We start from the raw sequence: 25,830 nt of genomic DNA on the forward strand, positions 1-25,830 counted from the left end.
TGAAAATAAATATTTGATTATAATACTTACGAAACGTAAGATAAATATTACGAAAGGAATACAAAAAGATGAATAGAGATTTAACAAAAGGTTCAGTTTTAAAGTCAATGCTTCTTTTTTCAATTCCAATGATTTTAGGTGATTTACTTCAACAATGTTATAACATTGTTGATACATTGATTGTTGGTCAATTTCTCGGTAAAAATGCTCTAGCAAGTGTTGGCTCATCGTTTACCTTAATGACATTTATAACATCTATAATCCTTGGTTTATGTATGGGAAGTGGAGCGTTGTTTTCAATTAGATATGGACAAAAAGATGAAAAAGGATTACGGGAAGATGTATGTGCATCATTTTTCTTTATTGCACTCATCACGTTTATACTAACAGTAATATCTTATATTTTTCTTAATCAGCTTTCTGTTTTTTTACATGTTCCGCAAGAAGTGTGGGGAGATATGAAAGGCTATCTTATTGTTATTTTTATAGGAATACCAGCTATTTTTTTATATAACTATTTTGCTTCTTATTTAAGAGCTATTGGTAATTCAATGATTCCACTTATATTTTTAGCTATTTCGGCAATACTTAATATTGGATTAGATTTATTTTTTGTAATTGTATTAAAATTAGGAGTTGAAGGTGCAGCTATTGCTACGGTGATTTCCCAATATCTTTCAGGTATTGGCATCAGCCTTTACTCACTTATAAAAAATATACAAGTACGAGCAATTATGAAATTACAATATTTTCATTTAAAGAGGGTTCATAAAGTGATCTCGTTTTCAGTTCTTACATGTATTCAACAATCAGTAATGAATTTAGGTATTTTAATGGTACAAGGGTTAGTGAATAGTTTTGGAACTGTAGTTATGGCAGCATTTGCTGCTGCTGTTAAAATAGATGCTTTTGCATATATGCCAGTACAAGATTTTGGAAATGCATTTTCTACTTTTATTGCTCAAAACTATGGTGCAAAAGAAAAAATGCGTATTCAATCAGGATTAAAATCAGCAGTTTGTCTTTCTATGGGATTTTGCATGATTATTTCAACTATTGTATGTATTTTTGCTAAAGATTTAATGACTATTTTTATAGATGCAAAAGAAACAGAAATTATTATGGAAGGTGTCAAGTATTTAAAAATTGAAGGTGCCTTTTATTGTGGAATTGGTTGTTTGTTTTTGTTGTATGGTTTGTATCGTGCTTTAGGTAAACCTGGTATGAGTGTCGTTCTTACAATATTTTCTTTAGGGACACGTGTTGTGTTAGCTTATGTTTTATCAGCAATTCCAGCGATTGGTGTTACTGGTATTTGGTGGTCTGTTCCTATTGGATGGGCACTTGCAGATTTAATAGGATTAATTTATTATAGGTGTAAAAAAAAGGAATTGCTTTCTTTTAATATTTAGGGGATTATTTATGAACAACAAATGTGTTTTATTAAATGCCAAAAAAAAATGAATTTTGATAGAAAATTAGATTTATCAATACTATCATCTGATTTAACAGTATACGATGATACGACAATTTCCAGATTCTGTAAAATTAATTTGTGAAGCTGGAACAGGTTATAACAATATAGATCTTGATGCAGCAAAGGAAAAGAAAATTACTGTTTGTAATATTCCATCTTATAGTTCAAAGCGTGTTGCTCATACTGCAATCATGATAACTTTACTCATAATTTACAAGTCCCTCATGTTGAAGTTAATGGTAAAACGTTAGGTGTTGTAGGAGTTGGGCATATAGGTGAAAATGTGATTTAAATTGCACAGGCGTTAGATATTGTTAAAAAATGGCTTGCTCAAGGGCGTGGGTTAGATAAAGATTACTTAGCAAAAGATCTTGGTAACTACATAAAAACGCTTGAGCACAGTTGAAACCTTGGTTATGTAATTCTCTTACTTTTTCTTCTCTTTGACTCATCACCCTCACCTCACATCCATTAGTTTATTGATTTTAAAAAGTTTTGAAATATAAAAAAATGTAAACGGAGAGACATTTACATTTTCTGATTTATTATTTAATTTTTTTGTAAATAGAATTTACATCAAACACAAATACATAAAATAAAGTCCATAACATAAAAGCATAACGATTCCACAAGGTTTCCTTAATTCTTTGTGTTTCATTGTACCAAACCAGAGAACTAATCCAGCTATTACTGCAATCATAGAATCGATCATAAACTTACTTTCAAAAGGAACACTACAAATAAGAGATGTTGTTCCAATAACAAAAAGAATATTAAAAATATTGCTTCCTACAATATTGCCTATCGCAATTCCTGCATTACCACGTTTTGCAGCTGTTACTGAAGTGACGAGTTCAGGAAGAGATGTTCCAAAAGCAACAATTGTTAAACCAATAAATCGTTCACTCATACCAAAATAACGAGCAATGGCACTGGCCCCACTTACCGCAAAGTCACTTCCTTTAACAACAAGGATTCCTCCAAGGAGAATAAAGAGAAGACATTTCCAAACGGGAATATCTTTTTCTTCTTCTTGAGTTTCACTATTTTTTGCCATGATAAATAGATAAACAAGATAAGCAATAAAAAGAATCCAAAGGAAAACACCTTCAATAAAATTAATTTTCATATCTGTCATACCAAAGATCATGAGGATGATTGTTATAAAAATCATAAAGGGAATTTCATAACGGATGGTTGATTTTTGTATTTTTACATTGGTGATCAAGGCTGTAATACCTAAAATAATAAAAATATTTAAGATATTACTACCTACCACATTTCCAATAGTAATCCCTGCATTTTGTTGCATGGCAGCCGTAATACTTACAGCAGCTTCAGGCATACTTGTTCCCATAGCAACAATTGTAAGACCAATGATTAGTTGGGGGATACCCATTTTTCTAGCAATACTTGCCGCCCCGTCTACAAACCAATCAGCTCCTTTTACTAGAAAAATAAAACCTACTAATAAAATAATAATTTGTTGAATCATAACGATTACTCCTTCCTTTTATTTTGCAGTAGGTATAAAAAAAAGCGGACTCCTACTGCATTGCAGTAAAAGTCTCGCTATTCAATCACTTTCCGAGTTATAAATTTTATAACTGTACTGACGAAGAAGTGAACCAAGTGCTTGGCAAGCTACTCCCTTTTATGAAATTTATTCTATCAAATAATATTTATTTAAGCAACTTTAAATTAATTTTAAATATTTAAAGGCATTGTATAAACCATCTTCATTTACATCATCAGTAATATAATCAGCGGCTTCTTTAATTTCAGAACCACCATTACCCATCGCAACATTATAAGCGCAACATTCAAACATCGACAAGTCAATTTTAGCATCACCAAAAGAAATCGTATCTTTAGGATCAGCATGTAAATAATCTAATAGGACTTCAATAGCATTTCTTTTAGTAATACCTGTAGGTCCTAAATCACCAAATAATGCAACTTCTCCTTTACCTCCCCAAGTATTCGCAACTAAATGAGGGAAGTCTACTTTAGAATCTAAATGGTCTTGATATGTTCTTAAAATGAAACTGATTTTATTAACATCGTCGCGGTATAACTCATCTCCTTGTAAATGAATGAAACCATCAATAAAATGTTGAGCAGAACTTTTGGCATTCTCTAAGCTTGCTCCTTTACCTTTGGCGTATTTTACCATGGTTTCAGGTCCTTGTTCTAACATATAATCATTACAATACATACCACTATTAGCTTCTAAATAAAAACCAATATGTCTTTCATTACACCAATCAACAATATTTTTTACATCTTCTTTAGACAAACCTTGATGCATTACAACATGATTATTATCTTCAACATAAGCACCATTTCCACCAATCATTCCATCTAAATCACATAAATTTCTTTGTAAGATTTCTGCTTTTGAACATCCTGTACAAATATAAACTTTATGGCCATTAGCTCTAGCTTGATCAACAGCTTTTGCGGCTGAAGCAGGTAATTTTGCTTCATAATCAATTAATGTTCCATCGACATCTAAAAATACAATTTTACTCATACTTTTCTCCTTTTTCTTATAACTTCATTGTACTAAAAATGAAAGGGAAAGTCATTGATAATATTGCTACAAATTTAAAAGCATAAAAGAAAAGGTTAGAGCTGCAATTCTAACTCTTTCTCTTTAATAAGAACCTTAACATGTAAATATGAATTAACTATTTCTTTTAATAAAACCTGTAAAATTTTTAATAAAGTTTATATTTTTTTTAAAATGTGTTTTTTGACTATGATTTTAATAAAATAATAAAGACAAGCAATAAATACAATAAAAAGGAAAAAGAATGGAATAGGATCTATATTTGCAAATACAAAAAATGCTTGAATTGAATCAAAATTATATTTGATTGTTAATAATAACATACCTATAAAAAAGTTAGAAAAAAATACTAAAAAGTATATCTCGTCTCTATCAATCAATTTTCTATTTTCCATATTATTTACCTCATTTTTAAACTCTTCTATATGAACATTGTATAGGATATAAAATAATTAAAATAGAATTAAAAAAATATAGATATTATGGTATAATATAAGATTTAAAAGGAACTATTTATTGAATATTAAAAATGATAAAGTTTATATTTTTTATCGTAGATAGTCTTAAGATGCAATGCTATAATATTGATGAAATTCAAAAACATTAGATATCACAAAATGAAAAGGCTAGAGTGGCAGCTCTAACCTTTTCTTGTTTTTTAGCGTGAACATTTAACACGAGGCTAGTTATCGTTTGAAAAATCTGTCTAACCATTTGCATATGTAATAAGTCATTACGCCTGCCATGACAGAACAAACTAAGTTAAATACCATCTCCTGTCAAGGAGTGTCCGATAACACTTTTATTATATCAAAGTCTTTTACTCAATTTGTCTCAAATTTAAGAAGTGATATAATAGAAATACACAGGAGAATTATATATATGAGAAAAGATTTAGGAGATAAAATGCAATTTATGCCTTTACCTGTTTTAATGCTTGCAACATATGATCAAGATGGTAAGGCCAATGTCATGAATGCTGCGTGGGGTGGTGTTTATGATTATAATCAAGTTTATGTATCACTTTCTAAACATAAAACAACAGATAATTTAGAATTAAAGAAAGCTTTTACTTTATCTTTTGCGACAAAGAAAACGGAAAAGATTTCTGATTATTTTGGTGTTGTTTCTGGAAATAAAGAAGATAAGATTGAAAAAAGTGGTGTCCATGTAACACCTTCAAAATATGTAGATGCACCAATTATTGAAGAATATCCACTTACTTTAGAATGTACTGTTGAATCTTTTGAAGATGGAAACTTAATTGGAAATGTTGTGAATGTTTCTATTGATGAAGATTATTTAGATGAAAATGGTAAGATAGATGTAGATAAAATGGAAATTATTGCTTTTGATATGGTAAATAATACGTATCGTGTTTTAGGAGAAAATGTTGGTAAAGCTTTCAAAGATGGTTTTGATTTATAAAAAATAGTGCATCGTTTGATGCACTATTTGTAGTTGTGATAGTAGCGTTCTGGTAAAGGAGCGTGTTTTTTATAGTTTTGAATATATAAAGGAAGATAAATAAGAGCTTCTTTTAAGGTTTGTTGGTAGATCTTATCAAGAATATCATTATATTTTTCCATTTCTTTATTATGATGGTAGTTAATAATTAAACCTTGGAGTTTATGAAAATTGAATGTGAGATGGAAACATCCATAAATAAGCCCCCTTTTTAAAAAACTAGGGGCTTTTAATAAATGATCAATTCTTTTTAATCCTTTAAGAGCTTTTTCAATATCTAAATAAGATAGTTCAGGAAAAAAGGATTGAATAGTACATATTTCTTTTTCTTTAAAGCGAATATGTTCATAGATTTCTTTATGTAATGGATCTTGATGATTTCTTTTTAAAAGAAGACGATCGTAATCGGATTCTATTTCAAAATGATCCATATTTGTATTTTTAATCATCCTTTTAATATAAGGGTGCATTTGACTATCTAATAAATAATGACAAATAAAACCAAGAATATAAGCAAGTTGTGCTTCACTTTGAATAATATCTTGTGCCTTTTCAAAGAAAGTATTGGCTTTTTCTTGATGCATCTTTCTTGCTATTTTATTCCATCTTTCATAAAAGAAAATATCTGGACCATGAAGACCAATTAAAAAACAATTTTCATTTCTGAGTAATAAATCTTTAATATTTTGATCATCAAGATGTTTATAAACATCTTTACCAAAACAATAATGTGTATATCCAGCAGGCATTAGAGAAGTTCCTTATATTGTTCTTCTTTAAAACCAACAAGAACTTTGTCTTTCGTTTCAAGTATAGGTCTTTTAACAAGCATTCCATTAGTAGAAAGCAGTTCTAATTGTTCATCTTCACTTAAAGTCGGTAAAATATCTTTTAAATGTTTTTCTTTATAAAGATTACCTGATGTATTAAAGAATCTTTTAAGTGGTAATCCACTCTTTAAATAAAGTGCTTTTAATTCATCTTTATTTAGTTTTTCTTCAACGATATGTCTTTCATCAAACTCAATTTGATGATCCGTTAAGAATTTTTTAGCTTTTTTACATGTAGAACATTTTGGATAACAAATAAATAACATAAATATCCCTCCTGTTTCCATCATATCAAAATTACTGATAAATGAAAAATAATAAGGCTTATTATTGTATACTATTTAAAGATGTGATAAAATCTATTCAAATAAAGATAGAGGCGCAAGATGTTATGAGATTATTATTATTTGATGCAACAAGGTAATGAAGGAGGAGCACTTGCCGAAAGATTGTATCTATTGCATGAGGTATAATCTTGGGTGTCTAGGAAAGACCTATTCAACTGTCATTATCTAAAGGTAATGGGGAGCTATCATTGATAACGAATTTTTTTGTTGCAATGATACTCATTGCAATTTTTTATTTGTCACTTTTTATATGAGGGTGAATAAAATATAGGGAGGAAATTATGAACGATATTATTGAAGCTATAAGTTGTGAAAGAGAAATCATTCAACTTAAGTTATTAAATGTACCAAAACATCCTAAAATGATTGCGAAAATCTTTTCTATATTAAAAGATGAAGAAATTAATGTAGACATGATTTCACAAGTTACTGTTGATGATTTTGTTCAAATTGAAATTACATTAGATCAAGAATTCCAATTAAAACTAAATCAAGCAATCATGAAATTAAAAGATGAATTTAAACAAATTCAAATTTATCAAATTAGAAAATACGCTAAAGTTGCTGTTGGGGGAAAATTGGTGGAAACAACACCAGGTTTAGCAGCTGAAGTATTTGATGTCTTAGGACAAGCTAATATTCATTTTTATCAAATTACGACAAGTAAAAGAACAATTTCTTTAGTTATTGATAAAAAGAATTTAGATCAAGCAATTCAGTTATTAAAAGAAAGATTTCATATCGAGGAGGATAAATAAATATGACAATTTTTGAAGGAAGTGCAGTTGCACTTGTATTACCAATGTTTGATAACGGAGACATTGATTTTGAAGGATTTAAAAAACAAGTTCAAAGAATGATTGATGGTGGTGTACAAGCTTTACTTGTAAATGGAACAACAGGTGAAACAGCAACCATTACAATTGAAGATGAATTTAAATTATTAGATCTAACATTAGAACTTGCGAAAGGAACAGGGGTTAAAGTTATTTGTGGAGCTGGTTCAAATGATACACAAACAGCTTTAAAGAAAGCACGTTATGCTAAAGAAAAAGGGGCAGATGCGATTCTTGTTGTAACACCTTACTACAATAAAACAAGTCAAAGAGGTTTAATTCAACATTATACAACAATTGCTGATGCTGTTGATATTCCAATGATTTTATACAATGTACCAGGAAGAACAGGATTAAATATTTCAGTTGATACCGTTGTTGAACTTGCTAAACATAAAAATATTCAAGCAATGAAAGATGCCACTGATAATATTGCTTATGCCATGGAAGTCTTAGCGAAAACAGCTGATTTAGACTTTGATTTATATTCAGGATGTGATGATAATATCCTTCCATTTATGGCAGCTGGAGGAAAAGGAGTTATTTCTGTTACTTCTAACTTATATCCAGAAGCGGTAGAAAAATTAACACAATTAATTTTAAAAGGAAATATTAAAGAAGCACAACCATTAGCTTATGCTTTAGATCCTATTTCACGTTTATTATTTATTGATGTAAACCCAATTATGCCTAAAGCAGCTCTTGCTAAAATGGGTGTTTGTGGAGAATGTTTAAGATTACCATTAATTACAACAACTGATGAAAATAAAAAAGCATTATTTGATGCAATGGATGAATTTGAAAAATTGGGGTATTAGGATGAAAGTATTATTATATGGATATGGTTTGATGGGTAAGAAAGTTGCTCATCAATTAAGAGAAAAAGATGAGTTTGATTTAATTGGTGTGGTTTCTTATGAATTTGATGAAAAAGCACCAGAAGCAATGTATAGTAATTTAACAGAAGTCCAAGATCGTGCGGATGTGATTATTGATTTTTCACATCCAAACAATCTTGATGATATTTTAGCTTACGCTAAAAAGAATAAAACAAAAGTTGTTTTTGCAACAACTGGTTTTTCTAAGAAAGAATTAGATAAGATTGAAGAAGCTTCTAAAGAAATTGCTATCTTCCAATCTTATAATACAAGCTTTGGAATTCAAATGGTGACAAAAATTTTAAGACAAGTTGCTAAAGAATTCTATGATAATGGTTATGATATTGAAATCTTAGAAAAACATCATAATCAAAAAATTGATGCACCATCAGGTACAGCAAAACTTTTATATGAAGTAATGGAAGATGAAATTCAAGGAACAACACCTGTTTATGATCGTAGTTCACTTCATGAAAAAAGAAAAAAAGAAGAAATTGGTATTCAAGCTCTTCGTGGTGGAACAATTTTTGGTGAACATGAAATTATGTTTGCAGGATTAGATGAAATTATTGAAATTAAACATACAGCTTTATCAAAAGATGTTTTTGTTCAAGGTGCTTTGGCTGCAGCTAAAGCTTTGCAAGATAAAGAAGCTGGTTTATTTACATTAAAAACACTTTATTAGGGAGAAAAGAAATGGTTTTACAAACTGAATTTGCACAAATTAAGGGAAACGATTTATACATAGATGATGTCAAAGCAACTGATTTAGTAAAACAATATGGAACACCACTCTATGTTATGTCTGAAGGACATATTAGAAAACAATTTAATACACTAAAAACAAAAATGATTGATAAATATGAAAATACATTACCACTATTTGCTTCAAAATCATTTTCGTGTAAAGCAATCTATAAATTAGCTATGGAATATGGAGTAGGAATTGACTGTGTTAGTGCAGGAGAAATCTCTGTTGCTTTAAAAGCAGGATTTGATCCTAAAAAAATCTATTTCCATGGAAATAATAAATTACCTTCAGAAATTCAATACGCATTAGAAAACGGTGTTGAAAACTTTGTTATTGATAACTTCTATGAAATTGAACTTGTTGAAGAAATTGCTTCAAAATTAAATGTCATGGTCAATGGTTTAGTCAGAATCACACCAGGTGTTTATGCGGGTGGACATGATTATATCCGTGTTGGAGCCAAAGATACAAAATTTGGTTTTTCAAGTCATGATAATACATACTTAAAAGCAATTAAAAAAGTTATTGATGCACCACATATCAACTTTGATGGAATTCATTGTCACGTAGGTAGTCAAATTGAAGAAATTCAAGCTTATGTACTTGCAATGAATAAATTTGTAGATATCGCTTATGAAATCTATGATATCTTTGGAATCGTTATTAATAAATTAAATGCTGGTGGTGGTTTTGGTATCCAATATACAGCAAGTGATCACCCACTAGAATTTGATGATGTTGTTTCAACGATCATGGATATCATCTATAAAGGTTTCGATAAAAGAGATATGAAAAGACCAATGGTCTTAGTAGAACCAGGACGTTATTGTGTAGGTAATGCTGGAATTACTTTATATACAGTAGGTTCTTATAAATATATTAGAGATATTAGAGATTATATTAGTGTCGATGGTGGAATGACAGATAACATTCGTTCATCATTATATAATGCTAAATACGATGCTGTTATTGCTAATAAAGCAGGAGAAGAAGCAGATCATTTAGTAACAGTTGCTGGTAAAAACTGTGAATCAGGAGATATTTTGATTAAAGATATTATGTTACAAGATCCTCAACCAGGTGATATTCTTGCAATGTTCTCTACAGGAGCTTATCATTATTCAATGTCTTCTAACTACAACCAATTACCAAAACCTGCTGTTGTCTTTACATACCAAGGTCATTCTAAAGAAGTTATTCGTAGACAAACTTTTGATGATTTAGTAGCTTATGATGTAGATTAAAAATATATAAATAGCCTCTAGGTTCATAACCAAGGGGTTTTTAATTTGGAATTGATTAATAAAATTTTTTTTATAGAATGAATATTAATAAATGTGAAAAAATATAATTATAAATTTTATATTAAAAAGCGATGAAATAAATACTATACAATGGTAAAATAGGGTATCTAATATATAAACTTTTTTGAGGAAAGGGGCTTTAGGAATGATAATAAAAAATATTACTAATCAATACCTTATTGAAAGTGAAGAAAATCAGTATTTTGATCGTAAAAGTGCAAGAATAAAACCTGTAGACATTCTTAGACATATAGTTGCTTTTGCAAATGCAAACGGTGGAGTTTTAGTTGTTGGGATAGAAGATAATGGAGAAATTACTGGTTTTGATTGCATGAATGCGCATAAAGTAAATGAATTTTTAGAAGCACCTTATTTAATTGATGGAAATGTAAAAATTAATTATGAAGAAAGGTTAATAGAAAATAAAAAAGTTCTTTTATTTGAAATAGAACCAAGCGAAAATTATGTAATAAAAACTAAAGATTCTAAAGTATATTTAAGAGTAGGCGATAAATCAAAACTATTAAATCATGAACAAATAATTCAATTAGAATATGATAAAGGTGAGAGAAGATTTGAAGATTTAGTAGTAGAAGAATCTACATTTGAAGATGTTGATACCGAATTACTTTCTAAATATAAAGAAATTTTAAATACTAATTTATCTTTAGAAGAAATTCTTGAAGCGAGAGCCCTCATGAAAAAAGGACATTTAACTTATGCTGGAATATTACTATTTGGAAAATTTCCTACAAAATATTTACCTAATGCGCGTGTTAGGTTATTAAAGTTTGAAGGAAATAAAATGGAAACAGGGAGAAGATTAAATATTATTAAAGAAATCAATTATGAAAGTGCAATTCCTAGAATTATAGAAGATATAAAGCGAGAAATGCATTCTCAATTAAGAGATTTTCAATATTTAGCAGAAGATGGTATGTTTAAAACAATTCCAGAATATCCTGAATTTCCTTGGTTTGAAGGAATTGTTAATGCGATAACACATAGAAATTATTCATTACAAGGTGATTGCATTAGAATTTCATTATATGATGATCATTTAGAAATTTTTAGTCCAGGGAAATTACCAAATATAGTAACACTTGAAAACATGAAATATACAAGATATTCTAGAAACCCTCGAATTGCAAGAGTATTAACAGAGTTTGGATATGTTAAAGAATTAAATGAAGGAGTAAAACGTATATATGATGAAATGCAAGAATCATTTTTAAAAGATCCAATATACACAGAACCTAATTCATCATCAGTTTTATTAACTTTAGAAAATAGTATTGTTTCTAGAAAAGCAAGAATAGAAGAGAATAGGAATATTACTTTTGATCCAACCACTCTACCAGAAAAACAACTATTGGTTTACGGTATTATATCTAGTCATCCAGGATTAAATGCAAAGCAAATTTCAGAAATATTAACATTAAAAAAGAGTAGTATAGAAACAGCTATTAAAGGATTAAAAAAGAAAGATATAATAGAACATACTGGAAGTAGAGCTTATGGAGGGTATGTGGTAAAAAAATAAATTAGTATTAGGACCGCCGAAAGACCGCCGAAAGACCGCCGAAAGACCGCCGAAAGACCGCCGAAAGACCGCCGATATGACAACCGAGATGAAAAATTTTGTTAAAGAAAATACGAATAAGTGTTCTCTTTTTTATATATTTATAACTTAATACATTGTAAAATATATGTAATAAATTGTTTAAGGAGATTCTTTTATGAATATTACAGGTTATAACTTAGAAACATTGAGGGAGAAAATAAGAAATTTACAAGAAGAAAATAATAAATTAAAAGAATTGCTAAAAAAGTCAAATATAGTATTTGGTGAAAATATGAATACTCTAACAAATGATATAACTGAATATAATGAAGATCAGGGTGCTTGTATAAAAGACCAATACATTACAAGTAAAATGGCTGCATTTTTTTTAACTATATTTCAAGGTAGAAGAGATGTTTATGCATTAAGAGGTTCACGAGGAGGTTATTTTCCACAATGTATTAATAGATGGAATAATGTTTGTCCTAAACAAAATAACATAAAAATATCATGTACAGATTGTCAACATAAGCAATGGAAAGAATTAAACAGAGATATTGGATTAAACCATTTACTTGGTTACAAAGATAATTGTACAGATGTAATAGGCATTTATCCTCTTTTAGAAAATGACACGTGTAAGTTTATTGTTTTTGACTTTGATAATCATGATGAAGAAAATATAGATAATAGTGATTGGAAAGATGAAGTGGATGCTTTAAGAAAAATTTGTGAAGAAAATAATATTGATATTTTAATAGAACGCTCTCGTTCTGGAAATGGGGCACATGCTTGGATAATATTTACAGAATTTATACCAGCATCTTTAGCAAGAGATTTTGGTTATCTATTAATAGAAAAAGGAGCTGCATCAATTAACTTAAAATCATTTAGATATTATGACCGAATGTTTCCTACACAAGATCATAGTCAAGGGCTAGGGAATGTTATAGCACTTCCGTTACAAGGTAAAGCGTTGAAAAATGGTAATAGTGCTTTTGTTGATGAAAATTGGAACGCTTATTATGATCAATGGTTGATTCTTAATAAATTTAATAGATTAACAAAAAATGATATCGAAAGATATATTAAAAAATGGAAGATTGAATTAGCAGAAGGTAAAGGATTGTTGATAAATCCTAATCGGGAAGCGAGGATTAAGCCATGGAAAAAAGAGGAGGGCTTTTATAAAGAAGACGTTGTAGAAAAAATGACAATTGTACTTGCAGATGGTATTTATATAGATGCTTTGAATTTAAAACCTAGGATTCAAAATCAAATAAGAAGTTTAGTTGCTTTTGATAATCCAATATTTTATAAGAATAATAGATTAGGTTATTCAAATTGGAATCAACCTATGGTTGTTTATATGGGAAGAGATGTTAATGATTATATTAAAATTCCTAGGGGATTAATGGAAAAAATCGTCGAAAAATGTTCACAGGCAAATATTTTATATGAGGTTGTTGATAAAAGAGAACGAGGAAAACCAATTGATGTAGAATTTAAAGGACAATTAAAAAACAATCAAGTTATAGCAGAAAAAGAATTATTAAAATATGATAATGGTATTTTAAATGCAACAACAGCTTTTGGAAAAACGGTTGTTGCGAGCCATATTATTTCAAAAAGAAAAGTAAGTACATTGATTATTATGCAAAGTGTCAATTTAATTAACCAATGGGTAGAAGAATTACACAAATTTTTAGACATAAACGAAGAATTGCCAACTTATCAAACCAAAACAGGAAAAATAAAAACAAGAGCTGATGTGATAGGAGTTCTTTATGGAAATAAAAATACATTAACAGGGATAATAGATGTTGTATCTGTTAATTCAATTTATGATAAAAATGGGAAAAGTAAGTTAAAAGATTCCTATGGTATGGTGATTGTTGATGAATGTCATCATGGGGCATCTACTGTATTTGAAAGTGTACTAAATAAGATAAATTCAAAATATGTTTATGGTGTTTCAGCAAATGATAAGAGAATTGATCGATTAGAAAAGAAAGTATATATGTTGATAGGACCTATAAGGCACCAATTTACAAGTAAACAAAGAATAGAACAACAAAATATAGATCATTATGTTTATCCACGTTTTACCCGTGTTATTAATTTAGGGGATAGTAAACAAGATATAAATAGTGCTTATTTATTAATAGCAAAAAGTACAATAAGAAATGAAATGATTATTTCAGATGTAAAAGAATGTATTAAAAATAAAAGAACACCCATTGTTTTAACTCGTTATAAAGAACATGCAAAATATTTATATGATGTTTTGAAGAAAGATGTGCTAGATAATACTTTTTTGATATATGGTGATAATACACAAAAGAAAAATGAAGAAGTAAGAAAACAATTGTTGGAAATAAATCAAAATGAATCATTTATTTTAGTTGCTACTTCACAATCTGTAGGTGAAGGGTTTAATGTTCCAAGATTAGATACACTCTTTATTACAACACCGGTTTCAGGAGAACCATTGGTAGAACAATTTTTAGGAAGAATAAATAGGGATTATAAATTTAAAGAAAGTGCTATAGTATATGATTATGTAGATTTACATATTAACTTTTTTAATAATATGTATAAAAAGCGGTTAAGAGCTTATAGGAAAATTGGTTTTGATGTTATTACAAATGTAGTAAACAATAAACAAGAGGTTCACCATATTTATAATTATAATGATTATTTTGAGATATTTGCGCAAGATATTCATGAAGCAAATAAAGAAATAATTGTATGTAGTCCACAATTAGATGAAAAGAAAATATTTGAATTTATTGATTTAGTAAAAAACAAACAAGAAAAAGGAATTACAGTAATAGTCATTACAAAAAATCCGAATGATTTACAATTTGATAACCCAGATTATGCAAATTATCTTATATGTCATTTAAAGCAAGCAGGGATAATTGTTGAATTATATGAAAATCTAGATAATCATTATGCTCTTATTGATCAAGAGATTGTATGGCATGGAGGAATTAATTTATTAGGAAGACCAGATATATATGATAATTTGATTAGATTAAAATCAGTTGAAATTGCAACGGAGTTATTAACGTTAGATAAAAATGAATAAGAGGGAATGTTTGGCTTATTTTCCCTCTTTACTTTATCTCGTCATCATTTTAATCCAAGCAGTACTGCCAAATTCAATTTCGTCTTCATAATCATCAAAGTCATTATAATAAAATAAATCATATTCTTTATTAGATGATGTATGTAGATAACCGTAAGTATAATTTTCTATATCTAATTGAAGAAATACAGTATAGTTAGAAAGATTCATTTGTTTAAGAAGTAATTGGATTTCTTCTTCATCTTTATTAGTAGATAAACAATGTATTTGATCATCTTTTAAATTAAATGGATTATTTTGATAATAGGGTTTGATTTGTATTTTTAATGTATTCATATGACACCTCAAAAATATTATAAGATATTTTTCATTTATTGAAAGTCATTTGAAAATAAAACAAAACAAAGTATAGTGTAATTGAGGTGAGTGAAATGAGACGATTTGAAAGAGAAGTAGTCGATTATAAATTAATAGAAGCTATGCTTCAAGAAATGAATATTATTAATGTGGGAATGAATGATGAAGATGGTTTTCCTTATGTTGTGCCAATGAGTTTTGGGTTTGAGATGACAGATGCGCATTTGAATGTATATACACATTTTATGAAAGTAGGAAAAAAAGTAGAATTACTTAAGAAAGATCCAAGAGTATGTATTGAATTTAGTATCTTTAATGATTTTCCTGATAAGAAATATAAAGGACATTATCATGATTATCGTAGTGTGATTGCGAAAGGGAAAATGAAGATGTTAGATTATAAAGATGATCCAGAAACATGGGAAAAAGGTTATAATTTGCTTTATATATGTAATGATCGTGCTATTAAACCATTGAGTGAAAGAAAAGTTATTCCAGGTATATATATTGGTGTTATTGAATGTGATTTAAAAGATGTGACTGCAAAATCAGAGTTTCCACTTAGAAGTGTAGAAGATGTTCCATTTTTAAATGTTTATGAACAAGAAGATGATGAAGTACCATTTGATATTTCTGATATTATTGCTGATAGAAAAGCAAGAAGAGATAAATAGGAGCTTAAAAGTCTCCTTTTATTTTTAGGCAAAAGAAACAAAATGTTTGAATTTATGTGGAAAAATAATCGTTTTTTCAATAAATGTTTCTAAACAATATCTTAATATTTAGGATTCATGTATAATGAAATTGATATATTGTTTTTGATTTAAAACAATTTTATTGGAGAAAGGAATATAAAAAATGAGTATGAAAAAATATGAGGAGTGGAATGCAAACCATAAGCATGACAATCCTCCAAGAGAGAAAATTGTTAAATTAGGAAGAAAGATTACTGATGTTGCCGGACACATTTTCGGTGGTGTCAAAGTTGAAGATCCTGAATATTGGGGATTGGCTGAAATTGTCAGTGATGAAATGGCAGATATTGCTTTAGCAATGAAAAAGCGTACCCCTTATACATTTAAAGAAATGTGTGATTTATGTAAGGTTTCAAAAGATCAAGAAGAGCATTTCCAAAAAACTTTAGATGAAATGAGTTATTTAGGATTGTTAGAATATGATTATGGTTATCATTATGACCATCATGGACGCACAGCGCCACAAAGTGAAAGAAGATATATTCTACCAATGTTTGTACCTGGAAGTGCTGAATTATTTAATATGGAAGAATTACCAGATCGTTCAAATCCTCGTCTAGAAGATCATCCTGATGTCGCGGCATTTTTTGAACGTATGACTTATATTCCTCTTGCCGGTATTACACAAATGGTTCCACCTGGAGGGGCAGGAGTAGGAATGCATGTTATTCCTGTAGAAAAAGCTATTTCAATGGAAAATGAAGCTATTGATATTGAAAAGCTTTCTTACTGGTTAGAAAAATATGAAGGTAAAATTGGTGTAGGAAGATGTTCTTGTCGAGCTTCAAGAAAAGCCATTGATGATGGTTGTGCTGATGATGATTTTGGTTGGTGTATTGGTGTTGGTGACTTTGCTGATTATTGTAGAGAAACAGGTAAAGGACATGATATTACTAAAGAAGAAGCCTTAGCTATTTTAAAGCGTGCGGAAGATAATGGTTTTGTTCATCAAATTACGAATATTGATGGAGAAAATAAAATATTTGGTATTTGTAACTGTAATGTTGAAATTTGTAATGCTTTAAGAACATCACAATTATTTAATACCCCAAATATGTCACGTTCTGCTTACGTTGCTCATGTAGAAAAAGATAAATGTGTAGCTTGTGGTAGATGTGTGGAATATTGTCCAGCAGGGGCTGTACGATTAGGACAAAAATTATGTAAAAAAGATGGTACAGAAGTACAATATCCAAAACAAGAATTACCTGATGCTGTTAAATGGGGACCAGAAAAATACGATTTTAACTATCGTGATAATAATAGAATTAATACCCATGAAACAGGAACTGCTCCTTGTAAAAGTGCTTGTCCTGCACACATTGCTGTTCAAGGATATATTAAAATGGCCTCTCAAGGAAGATACAAAGATGCTTTGGCTTTAATTAAAAAACAAAATCCATTCCCAGCAGTATGTGGAGCGGTATGTAATAGAAGATGTGAAGATGCGTGTACACGTGGTAAAATTGATGAAGCTTTATCAATTGATGCCATTAAAAGATTTATTGCCAAACAAGATTTAAATGCTGATACAAGATATATTCCACCTGTAGTTATTCCAGCAAGTATTCATATGGATCATTTTGATGAAAAGATTGCGATTATTGGTGGGGGACCTGCTGGTTTAACAGCAGCTTTCTATCTTGCACAAACAGGATATCGTCCTACTGTTTTTGAAAAGAACGAACATCCAGGAGGAATGTTACGTTATGGTATTCCATCTTATAAATTAGAAAAAGATGTTCTAGATGCTGAAATAGATGTCGCAAAAGAAATGGGTGTAGAAATCAAAACAGGAATTGAAGTAGGAAAAGATGTAACAATTCAACAATTAAGAGAACAAGGGTATCAAGCGTTCTATATTGCCATTGGTTGCAGTGCGGGTAGCTTACCTGATATTAAAAATATAAATTCACAAGGTGTAATGACAGCGATTGATTATTTACATGAATCTAACTGTGGAAATATACCGTTTGATGGTAAAGTCGTTGTCGTTGGTGGTGGAAATGTGGCCATCGATGCTTCTCGTGTATCATCAAGAAATAAAACAAGTCAAGTACAACAATTCTGTTTAGAACAAGAAGTAGATATGCCAGCTTCTAATGAAGAAATTGCAGAAGCAAGAGAAGATGGTGTAACGATTCATTGTGGATGGGGACCTCAAGAAATAATTGAAACAAATGGTAAAGTAAGTGCTATTGTTTTCAAAAAATGTGTTTCCGTATTTAATGATGAAGGTAAATTTGCGCCAGTTTATGATGAAAATACAACAGTTACAGTTGATTGTGAACGTGTTATCTTTGCCATCGGTCAACGTAGCGTTTGGGGAGATTTATTAAAAGGTGAAGATGTGAAGTTTAATGGACCAGCCATTGAATTAAATAAAGTCACTTTCCAATCAAGTGTTGAAGATATCTTTGCAGGTGGAGATGTTTATACAGGACCTAAATTCGCTATTGACGCAATTGCACAAGGAAAGATTGCTGCTGAATCATTACATCGTTATGTTCATCATGGACATATGGAAACAGGACGTAATCGTTGGGAATTTAAACCACTTGATACAGATGATATTTTAGTGGAAAGTTATGATCGAGGACCTAAACAAGTAGAAGGTATTAATTCAAAAGTAACTGATAAGTTTAAAGATAATGTTTTAGCACTTACAGAAGAACAAATTAAAAAAGGAACATCAAGATGTTTAGGCTGTGGTGCAACGATTGTTGATGCTAATAAATGTATTGGTTGTGGTATTTGTACAACAAAATGTGATTTTGATGCTATTAAATTACATCGTGATCATCCAGAATGTTCAACAATGACAGTAGCTGAAGATAAATTTAAAGCAATTATTCCTTATCAATTAAAACGTGTAAAAAATATTATTTTAAAGAAAAAGGTAGAACATTAAGATGCATGAATTAGGAGTAACCTTTTATGTTGTAAGAGATGTAAAAAAAGTAGCTGAAGAAAACAATGTAAAAAAAATAGATTATGTGACACTGGAAATTGGAGAAGTTTCTGGTGTCATTCATGATCAATTAGTAGATTGTTGGAACTGGGCAAGAAAAAAAGAAGCTGTGACAGAACATGCAAAAATCTATATTGAAACATTAGAAGCGATTACTTATTGTGAAGATTGTAAAGGACAATATAGAACCATTGATTATGGGAAAAAATGTCCTTATTGTCATAGTGAACATACTTATTTACTCAAAGGAAATGAGTTTAATATTAAGGAGATTGGTATTTATGAAGATAGTGGAACTTAAACAAAATATCTTTAAAGAAAATGAAGTCACTGCAGATAAAATACGTGATGAATTTAAAAAACAAGGAAAATTAATGATCAATGTGATGTCTTCACCGGGATCAGGGAAACCCACAACACTTCTTCGTACCATTGAAAGATTAAAAGATATTTGTCGTGTCGGTGTTATGGAATGTGACATTGATGCCAGTGTTGATGCTCAAACCATTGAAGAAGGGGGCGCTAAGGCCATTCAACTTCATACGGGTGGAATGTGTCATATGGATGCAGCAATGACACAACAAGGTTTAAATGAAATGGGGATTGATGATGTTGATCTTATTTTCATTGAAAATGTTGGAAATCTTGTATGTCCGGCAGAATTTGATACCGGTGCAGGAATCAATATAACGATCTTATCAGTTCCTGAAGGGGATGATAAACCTGCAAAATATCCTCTTGTTTATACTGTATCTGATGTTGTTTTAATTAATAAAGTAGATGCTTTAGCAGTCTTTGATTTTGATAAAGAGTTGGTTGAAAAAAGAATTCATACTTTAAATCCAAAAGCACAAATCTTTTATATTTCTGCTAAAAAAGATGAAGGATTTGAATCTTGGATCAATTATTTAAAAGAAAAAATGAAAGAATGGGAGGAAAAATAGGTGTCAAAAGTAAGAGTCATAGAAGTTCATGAAAATGTCTTTAACGCTAATAATCTAGCAGCTGATGAACTTCGTGAAAGATTATCTGAAAAAAAGGTAACCATGCTTAATGTGATGTCTTCACCAGGTTCTGGAAAAACAACCCTTCTTTCAGATGTCATCAATAGAATTAAAGACCAATATAAAATAGGTGTTATGGATGTTGATATTGAAACATCTTTAGATGCTCAAAAGGTTGCGGATAAAACAGGTGTTCCTTCTATTCAAATTCATAATGGAGGTTTATGTCATATTGATGCAGAAATGACAACAAGAGCTATTGATGAATTTGGGGTCGATGATTTTGATCTTCTTTTTCTAGAAAATATAGGAAATCTTGTCTGTCCTGCAGAATTTGATACGGGGGCTCATAAAAACCTTATGATTTTATCAGTTCCTGAAGGAGACGACAAACCATTAAAATATCCTTTAATGTTTAGTGTTTGTGATCTTGTATTGATTTCTAAAATAGATACATTAGATTATTTTGATTTTGATATTGAAAAAGCAAAAGAAAATATCAAAAACTTAAATCCTAATGCAACAATTCTTTGTGTCAGCGCTAAAAGTGGTGAAGGCATGGATGAGTTTGTAGATTGGCTTAAAGAAACAATAACTAACTAAAAAGCAGTGATGAAATGAAGTCGTTTCATCAACTGCTTTTTTTAATTTCTTCATTAAGTATTTCTAAAAAGATTTCAATAGCTTTAGGAAAAACTTTATATTTTTTCCAAACAAGATGACTCCTTAAAGTAAGAGGAGGATTTAAAGGTTTAAAACAAATAGGACTATCATTTGATTCATTATAAAGATGCTTTAATGTTAAAACATAACCAACATTTTCTTCACACATCAGTTTAGCGTTATAAAATAAATTATAAGTTGCTACGACATTTAAAGCTCTTTGATTACCACCAAGCCAACCACTAATACCATTTTTTACCATTTCTTGATTAGAAATAATCATTGGTTTATCTAATAAGTCTTTTGGAGAAATAGTTTCAAAATGTGCAAGTTCACTGTCTTTTTTCATGAGAACACCCCACGTATCAAGAGTCGGTAATGTAAGATAATCATACTTTGATAAATCGGCAGGATCAGTTACAATTCCTAAATCAAAAATACCTTGATCAAGTTGTTCTTCAACATATTGAGCATTTCCACTATAAATATGAAACCTAATATCAGGATGGTGTTGTTGGGTTTTACTGATTGCTTTCATGACAATACGATTTGCTTCACTTTCACTACAACCAAGATAAATATCACCACTAATATATTTATTAATATTCTTTAAATAAGAATCTGTACGATTTACTAAACTAATAATTTGTTTTGCTTGTTCCTTAAATAATCTGCCTTCTTCTGTTAAAGATAAAGAACGCGTTGTACGATTAAATAATGTTATCTGATATTCTTCTTCTAAATCTTTAATTTGTTTAGAAAGTGCAGGTTGTGAGACATTGAGTACTTTAGCGGCCTTGGAGAAACTTTGTTCCTGTGCAACTGTTAAAAAGTATTTTAAAACACGTATTTCCATAAAATCACCTCTAGTAAGAGTATATCACTATTTATAAATAAAAGTAATAAATATATATAATATATAAGTATTTGTAATTATAAATGATGAACTATACAATACAAACGAAAAAAAGGAGGTTATTTATGAATGCATTATCAACATTGTTTCCTGTGTTTTTTATGATTATATTAGGTATGATTGCTCGTATAAAAGGCTTTATTAGTCCTGAACAAAAAGAAGGAGCCAATCATATTGTCTTTAATGTATTATTTCCAATACTTATTTTCAATGTTTTATTTACTGCTAAGATAGAATCATCAGCTATTTTGATTGTTTTATATGTTTTAATTGCTTTTACACTGGCTTTGGTTTTAGGTAAATGTATTACTAAGTTTACAGGTAAGGAAGTAGGACATATTTTTCCTTATTTACTAACTACTTGTGAAGGTGGAAATGTTGCATTACCTCTTTATACTTCTATTGTAGGAGTTGCTTATGCCAGTAATACAGTTATTTTTGATATTGCTGGAACAGTGATTGCTTTTATTATTATTCCTGTTTTAGTTGCCAAAGCTACATCAGGTAATACCAGTACTAAAGAATTATTAAAGACGATTTTTACGAATTCTTTTGTAATTGCAGTGATGTTGGGATTAGTTTTAAATCTTTTAGGTGCCTATGATATGTTGAGTCAAACAGCGTTTATTGATGTTTATACAAATACCATTCAACAAGCGACAGCACGATTGTGAGTCTTATTTTATTGATTATTGGTTATAATTTAAAAATCAATAAAGATACTTTAGGATCATTACTAAAGCTTGTAGGTGTAAGAATTGTCTTCTATATTTTTGTTATTGCAGGATTCTTTGTCTTCTTCCCACATTTAATGGCAGATAAGATCTATATGATGGCTGTTCTCATTTATTTCATGTGTCCAACTGGATTTGCGATGCCAATGTTGATTTCACCACTTAATAAAAGTGAAGAAGATGAAGACTTTACGGCTGCTTTCATTTCATTATTTATGGTAATTACATTGATTGTTTATACATGTGTGGTTTTATTTATTGCATAGAATGAAAATTTAATACATAAGACATAAAAATATTTTATAATAAAAATAATTTAAGGAGGAAAATCAATGAAATTTAGTGAAGATTTTTATTGGGGTGGTGCAGTAGCTGCTAACCAATGTGAAGGTGCTTGGAACGTGGATGGACGTGGAATGGCACGTACAGATGTAACGACAGGTGGAACAGTAAATACACCGCGTATGGTTACTTTTATTGATAAAGATGGGAATAAACAAAAATTACCTAACCATGGATTTAAATTACCAGAAGGAGCTCATTTTGCTGTATTTGATGATGAACTTTATCCAAACCATGATGGTATTGATTTCTATCATCATTATAAAGAAGACATTGCTTTACTTAAAGAAATGGGATTTAAGATGTTTAGATTATCAATCTCTTGGTCAAGAATTTATCCAACAGGAGAAGAAGAAAAACCAAATCAAGCTGGTTTAGATTTTTATCGTAATGTTTTTACAGAACTTAGAAATGCAGGTATTGAACCACTTGTTTCTATTTGGCATTTTGATACACCACTTGCTTTAGAAGAAAAATATGGAGATTGGTTAGATCGTAAATATATTGCCCTTTATGAAAAATACGTAACAACAATCTTTAATGAATACAAAGGACTTGTTAAATACTGGTTAACATTCAATGAAATCAATAATACAATCAATTTCTTACCAGATAATGCCAGTGATGAAGCATATCAAGAAGCTTATCAACATTTACATTATCAATTTGTCGCAAGTGCAAGAGCAGTACAAATTGGACATGAAATTGATCCTGAAAATAAAATTGGATGTATGATTTGTGGTATTACTTATTATCCATTAACATCTGATCCAGAAGATATCTTATTCAATCGTTCTAAATGGGAAAAAGGTATCTTCTATTGTGGAGATGTTCAATGTAAAGGTAAATATCCAACATTTACAAAACGTTTATGGAAGGAACATAATGTTCAATTAGATATTACTGAACAAGATTTAGAAGAACTTAAAAAAGGAACAGTAGATATGTATACTTTCTCTTATTACATGTCACAAGCTGTTACTACTCATAAAAATGATGATACAGTAAGTGGTAATATGTCATTTGGTGTACGTAACCCATATTTAGAATATTCTGATTGGGGATGGGCACTTGATCCTAAAGGATTAAGATATTATTTAGAAATGATTTATGATCGTTATGAAAAACCATTAATGGTTGTAGAAAATGGTTTAGGTGCTTATGATACTGTAGAAGAAGATGGAAGTATTCATGATAATTATCGTATTGAATACTATCGTGCACATATTGAAGAAATGGCAAAAGCTATTGAAAATGGTGTAGACCTTATTGGTTATACAACTTGGGGATGTATCGATTTAGTTTCTGCAGGTACTGGAGAAATGAGAAAACGTTATGGTTTCATTTATGTTGATAAACATGATGATGGAACTGGAACAATGGCAAGAAGTAAAAAAGATTCTTTCTATTGGTATAAAAAAGTCATTGCTTCTCAAGGAGAAGATTTAGACTAACATAGTGAGAACTATTCAATTGAATAGTTCTTTTCTATTTAATAATCGTTTTAATTAATTGCATCATAATTTCCTTATCTTCAGGTCTTGAACTCGCTACTAGGATAGTAAGTGTTGCAAGAGCGTCATTATTAATTCTTTCCATGCCATTTTTATAAAGAGCGTTATTCATGTTTAAAAAGTATAAAAAGATGGTTGCACCAATTTAGACGTGGTTTTTATTTAAGAAACAATTTTTGATTCTTCAAACGATAGTAACATGGTATTTTTAGGTTGTCATTGGACAGATTGTCCACTGGTATTAAGCATAATAAAAACACTACGTAGATGTAGTGTTTTAAGATAAATTTTTAACTATTATATTTTAGATTTTGTGATGACCAAAGACTTCATTATGTATATCTTCCATTTCATAATCAATATCTGTAATGCTTTTAGCACAATCTGATAAACGATTACGAATATCATCGGAAATTTCTTTATCATTTTTATAACGTAAATGATGTTCTAATGTTGCCCAAAAATCCATCGCAATAGTACGAATTTGTATTTCTACAGGAACCATTACTTTTTCATTCGCTAAATAAACAGGAACTTCTACAACAAGATGTAAACTACGATAACCATTTTCTTTAGGATTTTTAATATAATCTTTAATCTTTAATAAATGAATATCATCTTGTCTTAAAAGAAGATCAGACATACGATAAATATCTTTAATATAATGACAAATCACACGTATACCAGCAATATCTTCAATATTTCCTTTGATTGATGAAACTTCTACAGGAAGATTTCTTCTTTTCATTTTTTCAACAACACTATGGGGAGATTTTAAACGCCATTCCATATGATGAATAGGATTATGATCAAAACGATGATGAAATTCATCATCTAAAATTTCTAATTTTGTTCTTACTTCCTTAATACCTGCTAAATACTTTTGTTCAACGTTGACATATTCATGATAAAAATCTAAATGATCTTTCGCAAAGAAAAAATCATTCATTTCACTTTTTATTTCTTTTTGCATGATACGACTCATAAAAGTTCACTCCTTATGTTTATTTTTATTATAAACGAACATAATGAACTTGAGGTGAAGTTTATGAAAAAAATCATTATTTTTCTTTTAATTATGATGAATTTAACAAGCGTTTGTGCAGTAAATGAAACACCAAGATATAAGATCATTGGTTCTTCTTATCAACAAGAAGATATTGATGAAATGTACAAAGTAAAAGATCAACTTCTTTTAAATTATAAAAAATGGGTCAAAGGTGTTGATGATGTTTATCAAGTTTTAGCAGATCATCAAGATGATTTTAATGCAAAATATTATAATGGTCTTTATACGATTGTATTAGGTGAAGGTAAAGGTAAATCTTTAGAAGGAAAGTTACAAGTTTCTTATTGTACATCAAGTAAAGAAATTAAAAAGAAATCTTGGTTGATTAAGATGTTTTCTTAATGGTGTGTACTAATAATTATTAAGTTTGTACATACTATTA

27 protein-coding genes and 1 riboswitch are annotated in these 25,830 nt (G+C 29.5%); of the genes, 18 read left to right on the plus strand and 9 right to left on the minus strand.

What is annotated here, in order from left to right:
- Nucleotides 1-68: 68 nt before the first annotated feature.
- Both LJD34_RS04060 and LJD34_RS04065 read left to right on the plus strand, forming a co-directional pair.
- The gene (locus LJD34_RS04060) at nucleotides 69-1,412 is read left to right on the plus strand and encodes an MATE family efflux transporter (RefSeq protein ID WP_227359244.1); all 1,344 of its coding nucleotides are present in this window, start codon (nucleotides 69-71) and stop codon (nucleotides 1,410-1,412) included.
- Between the two features lie 106 nt (nucleotides 1,413-1,518).
- Nucleotides 1,519-1,728, plus strand: a complete 210-nt coding sequence (locus LJD34_RS04065) for a hypothetical protein (protein ID WP_227359245.1) — start codon at nucleotides 1,519-1,521, stop codon at nucleotides 1,726-1,728.
- A gap of 63 nt (nucleotides 1,729-1,791) precedes the next feature.
- On the opposite strand, the gene LJD34_RS04070 is transcribed toward LJD34_RS04065, so the two are convergent.
- From LJD34_RS04070 to LJD34_RS04085, 4 genes are all read right to left on the minus strand, one after another.
- Nucleotides 1,792-1,929 (minus strand): hypothetical protein, encoded by a 138-nt coding sequence (locus LJD34_RS04070; RefSeq protein WP_167693749.1) that lies wholly within the window; start codon nucleotides 1,927-1,929, stop codon nucleotides 1,792-1,794.
- Nucleotides 1,930-2,048: 119 nt separating this feature from the next.
- Nucleotides 2,049-2,972 (minus strand): calcium/sodium antiporter, encoded by a 924-nt coding sequence (locus LJD34_RS04075; RefSeq protein WP_227359246.1) that lies wholly within the window; start codon nucleotides 2,970-2,972, stop codon nucleotides 2,049-2,051.
- A 201-nt stretch (nucleotides 2,973-3,173) separates the two neighbouring features.
- Complete coding sequence (locus LJD34_RS04080; RefSeq protein WP_227359247.1) at nucleotides 3,174-4,013, minus strand: HAD family hydrolase; 840 nt, start codon at nucleotides 4,011-4,013, stop codon at nucleotides 3,174-3,176.
- 197 nt (nucleotides 4,014-4,210) lie between these two features.
- A complete protein-coding gene (locus LJD34_RS04085; RefSeq protein WP_106987385.1) occupies nucleotides 4,211-4,447 on the minus strand; it encodes a hypothetical protein in 237 nt (78 codons plus the stop codon).
- 487 nt (nucleotides 4,448-4,934) lie between these two features.
- Here LJD34_RS04085 and LJD34_RS04090 point away from each other — a divergent pair, with 487 nt between their 5' ends.
- A complete protein-coding gene (locus tag LJD34_RS04090; protein ID WP_032091052.1) occupies nucleotides 4,935-5,480 on the plus strand; it encodes a flavin reductase family protein in 546 nt (181 codons plus the stop codon).
- 23 nt (nucleotides 5,481-5,503) lie between these two features.
- Here the strand turns inward: LJD34_RS04090 and LJD34_RS04095 are convergent, their stop codons facing one another.
- Nucleotides 5,504-6,268, minus strand: a complete 765-nt coding sequence (locus LJD34_RS04095) for a zinc dependent phospholipase C family protein (RefSeq protein WP_032091051.1) — start codon at nucleotides 6,266-6,268, stop codon at nucleotides 5,504-5,506.
- Nucleotides 6,268-6,615 (minus strand): arsenate reductase family protein, encoded by a 348-nt coding sequence (locus LJD34_RS04100; RefSeq protein WP_256187221.1) that lies wholly within the window; start codon nucleotides 6,613-6,615, stop codon nucleotides 6,268-6,270. Before LJD34_RS04100 ends, LJD34_RS04095 begins: the two co-directional genes overlap by 1 nt.
- Nucleotides 6,616-6,715: 100 nt before the next feature.
- Nucleotides 6,716-6,889, plus strand: a riboswitch (Lysine riboswitch).
- Between the two features lie 88 nt (nucleotides 6,890-6,977).
- On the opposite strand from LJD34_RS04100, the gene LJD34_RS04105 reads away from it, so the two are divergent.
- The 6 genes from LJD34_RS04105 to LJD34_RS04130 all read left to right on the plus strand — a co-directional run bounded on the left by LJD34_RS04105 (nucleotide 6,978) and on the right by LJD34_RS04130 (nucleotide 15,123).
- On the plus strand, nucleotides 6,978-7,454 hold the full coding sequence (locus tag LJD34_RS04105) for an ACT domain-containing protein (protein ID WP_032091049.1): 477 nt from the start codon (nucleotides 6,978-6,980) through the stop codon (nucleotides 7,452-7,454).
- Nucleotides 7,455-7,456: 2 nt separating this feature from the next.
- Nucleotides 7,457-8,350, plus strand: a complete 894-nt coding sequence (gene dapA, locus LJD34_RS04110; protein WP_119364247.1) for a 4-hydroxy-tetrahydrodipicolinate synthase — start codon at nucleotides 7,457-7,459, stop codon at nucleotides 8,348-8,350.
- Nucleotide 8,351: 1 nt separating this feature from the next.
- A complete protein-coding gene (dapB, locus tag LJD34_RS04115) occupies nucleotides 8,352-9,095 on the plus strand; it encodes a 4-hydroxy-tetrahydrodipicolinate reductase (RefSeq protein ID WP_227359248.1) in 744 nt (247 codons plus the stop codon).
- 11 nt (nucleotides 9,096-9,106) lie between these two features.
- On the plus strand, nucleotides 9,107-10,405 hold the full coding sequence (gene lysA / locus LJD34_RS04120) for a diaminopimelate decarboxylase (protein WP_227359249.1): 1,299 nt from the start codon (nucleotides 9,107-9,109) through the stop codon (nucleotides 10,403-10,405).
- Between the two features lie 205 nt (nucleotides 10,406-10,610).
- Nucleotides 10,611-12,008, plus strand: a complete 1,398-nt coding sequence (locus tag LJD34_RS04125; RefSeq protein ID WP_178467842.1) for an ATP-binding protein — start codon at nucleotides 10,611-10,613, stop codon at nucleotides 12,006-12,008.
- Between the two features lie 196 nt (nucleotides 12,009-12,204).
- Nucleotides 12,205-15,123 carry a TOTE conflict system archaeo-eukaryotic primase domain-containing protein gene (locus LJD34_RS04130; RefSeq protein WP_227359250.1) on the plus strand — a complete coding sequence of 973 codons (2,919 nt, stop codon included), beginning with the start codon at nucleotides 12,205-12,207 and terminating at the stop codon, nucleotides 15,121-15,123.
- A 33-nt stretch (nucleotides 15,124-15,156) separates the two neighbouring features.
- Here the strand turns inward: LJD34_RS04130 and LJD34_RS04135 are convergent, their stop codons facing one another.
- On the minus strand, nucleotides 15,157-15,459 hold the full coding sequence (locus LJD34_RS04135) for a hypothetical protein (protein ID WP_227359251.1): 303 nt from the start codon (nucleotides 15,457-15,459) through the stop codon (nucleotides 15,157-15,159).
- Between the two features lie 95 nt (nucleotides 15,460-15,554).
- Between LJD34_RS04135 and LJD34_RS04140 the strand changes: the two genes are divergently transcribed.
- From LJD34_RS04140 to hypB (LJD34_RS04160), 5 genes are all read left to right on the plus strand, one after another.
- Nucleotides 15,555-16,154, plus strand: a complete 600-nt coding sequence (locus LJD34_RS04140; protein ID WP_227359252.1) for a pyridoxamine 5'-phosphate oxidase family protein — start codon at nucleotides 15,555-15,557, stop codon at nucleotides 16,152-16,154.
- Between the two features lie 184 nt (nucleotides 16,155-16,338).
- A complete protein-coding gene (locus LJD34_RS04145; protein ID WP_227359253.1) occupies nucleotides 16,339-19,146 on the plus strand; it encodes an FAD-dependent oxidoreductase in 2,808 nt (935 codons plus the stop codon).
- A gap of 1 nt (nucleotide 19,147) precedes the next feature.
- Nucleotides 19,148-19,507, plus strand: coding sequence for a hydrogenase maturation nickel metallochaperone HypA (locus LJD34_RS04150; RefSeq protein WP_032091024.1), 360 nt, complete (start codon nucleotides 19,148-19,150; stop codon nucleotides 19,505-19,507).
- The gene (gene hypB, locus LJD34_RS04155; protein WP_227359254.1) at nucleotides 19,488-20,150 is read left to right on the plus strand and encodes a hydrogenase nickel incorporation protein HypB; all 663 of its coding nucleotides are present in this window, start codon (nucleotides 19,488-19,490) and stop codon (nucleotides 20,148-20,150) included. Before LJD34_RS04150 ends, hypB (LJD34_RS04155) begins: the two co-directional genes overlap by 20 nt.
- Nucleotides 20,151-20,813, plus strand: a complete 663-nt coding sequence (hypB, locus tag LJD34_RS04160; protein ID WP_147580130.1) for a hydrogenase nickel incorporation protein HypB — start codon at nucleotides 20,151-20,153, stop codon at nucleotides 20,811-20,813.
- 28 nt (nucleotides 20,814-20,841) lie between these two features.
- Here hypB (LJD34_RS04160) and LJD34_RS04165 read toward each other — a convergent pair whose 3' ends face one another.
- Nucleotides 20,842-21,729 (minus strand): LysR family transcriptional regulator, encoded by an 888-nt coding sequence (locus tag LJD34_RS04165; RefSeq protein ID WP_227359255.1) that lies wholly within the window; start codon nucleotides 21,727-21,729, stop codon nucleotides 20,842-20,844.
- 125 nt (nucleotides 21,730-21,854) lie between these two features.
- Here LJD34_RS04165 and LJD34_RS04170 point away from each other — a divergent pair, with 125 nt between their 5' ends.
- The 3 genes from LJD34_RS04170 to LJD34_RS04180 all read left to right on the plus strand — a co-directional run bounded on the left by LJD34_RS04170 (nucleotide 21,855) and on the right by LJD34_RS04180 (nucleotide 24,319).
- The gene (locus LJD34_RS04170) at nucleotides 21,855-22,463 is read left to right on the plus strand and encodes an AEC family transporter (protein ID WP_227359256.1); all 609 of its coding nucleotides are present in this window, start codon (nucleotides 21,855-21,857) and stop codon (nucleotides 22,461-22,463) included.
- A complete protein-coding gene (locus LJD34_RS04175) occupies nucleotides 22,460-22,789 on the plus strand; it encodes a hypothetical protein (protein ID WP_227359257.1) in 330 nt (109 codons plus the stop codon). The genes LJD34_RS04170 and LJD34_RS04175 overlap by 4 nt, the downstream gene beginning before the upstream one ends.
- A 66-nt stretch (nucleotides 22,790-22,855) precedes the next feature.
- Nucleotides 22,856-24,319, plus strand: coding sequence for a family 1 glycosylhydrolase (locus LJD34_RS04180; protein ID WP_032091019.1), 1,464 nt, complete (start codon nucleotides 22,856-22,858; stop codon nucleotides 24,317-24,319).
- Between the two features lie 364 nt (nucleotides 24,320-24,683).
- On the opposite strand, the gene LJD34_RS04185 is transcribed toward LJD34_RS04180, so the two are convergent.
- Nucleotides 24,684-25,364 (minus strand): GTP pyrophosphokinase family protein, encoded by a 681-nt coding sequence (locus LJD34_RS04185; protein ID WP_022000677.1) that lies wholly within the window; start codon nucleotides 25,362-25,364, stop codon nucleotides 24,684-24,686.
- A gap of 63 nt (nucleotides 25,365-25,427) precedes the next feature.
- Between LJD34_RS04185 and LJD34_RS04190 the strand changes: the two genes are divergently transcribed.
- Entirely contained in the window at nucleotides 25,428-25,790 is a 363-nt protein-coding gene (locus tag LJD34_RS04190; RefSeq protein ID WP_032091018.1) for a hypothetical protein, read from the plus strand.
- Nucleotides 25,791-25,830: the final 40 nt, after the last annotated feature.

Origin of the sequence: Faecalibacillus sp. MSK20_93 (assembly GCF_020589945.1) — a bacterium.
GTDB classification, from domain to species: Bacteria; Bacillota_I; Bacilli_A; order Erysipelotrichales; family Coprobacillaceae; genus Faecalibacillus; species Faecalibacillus intestinalis.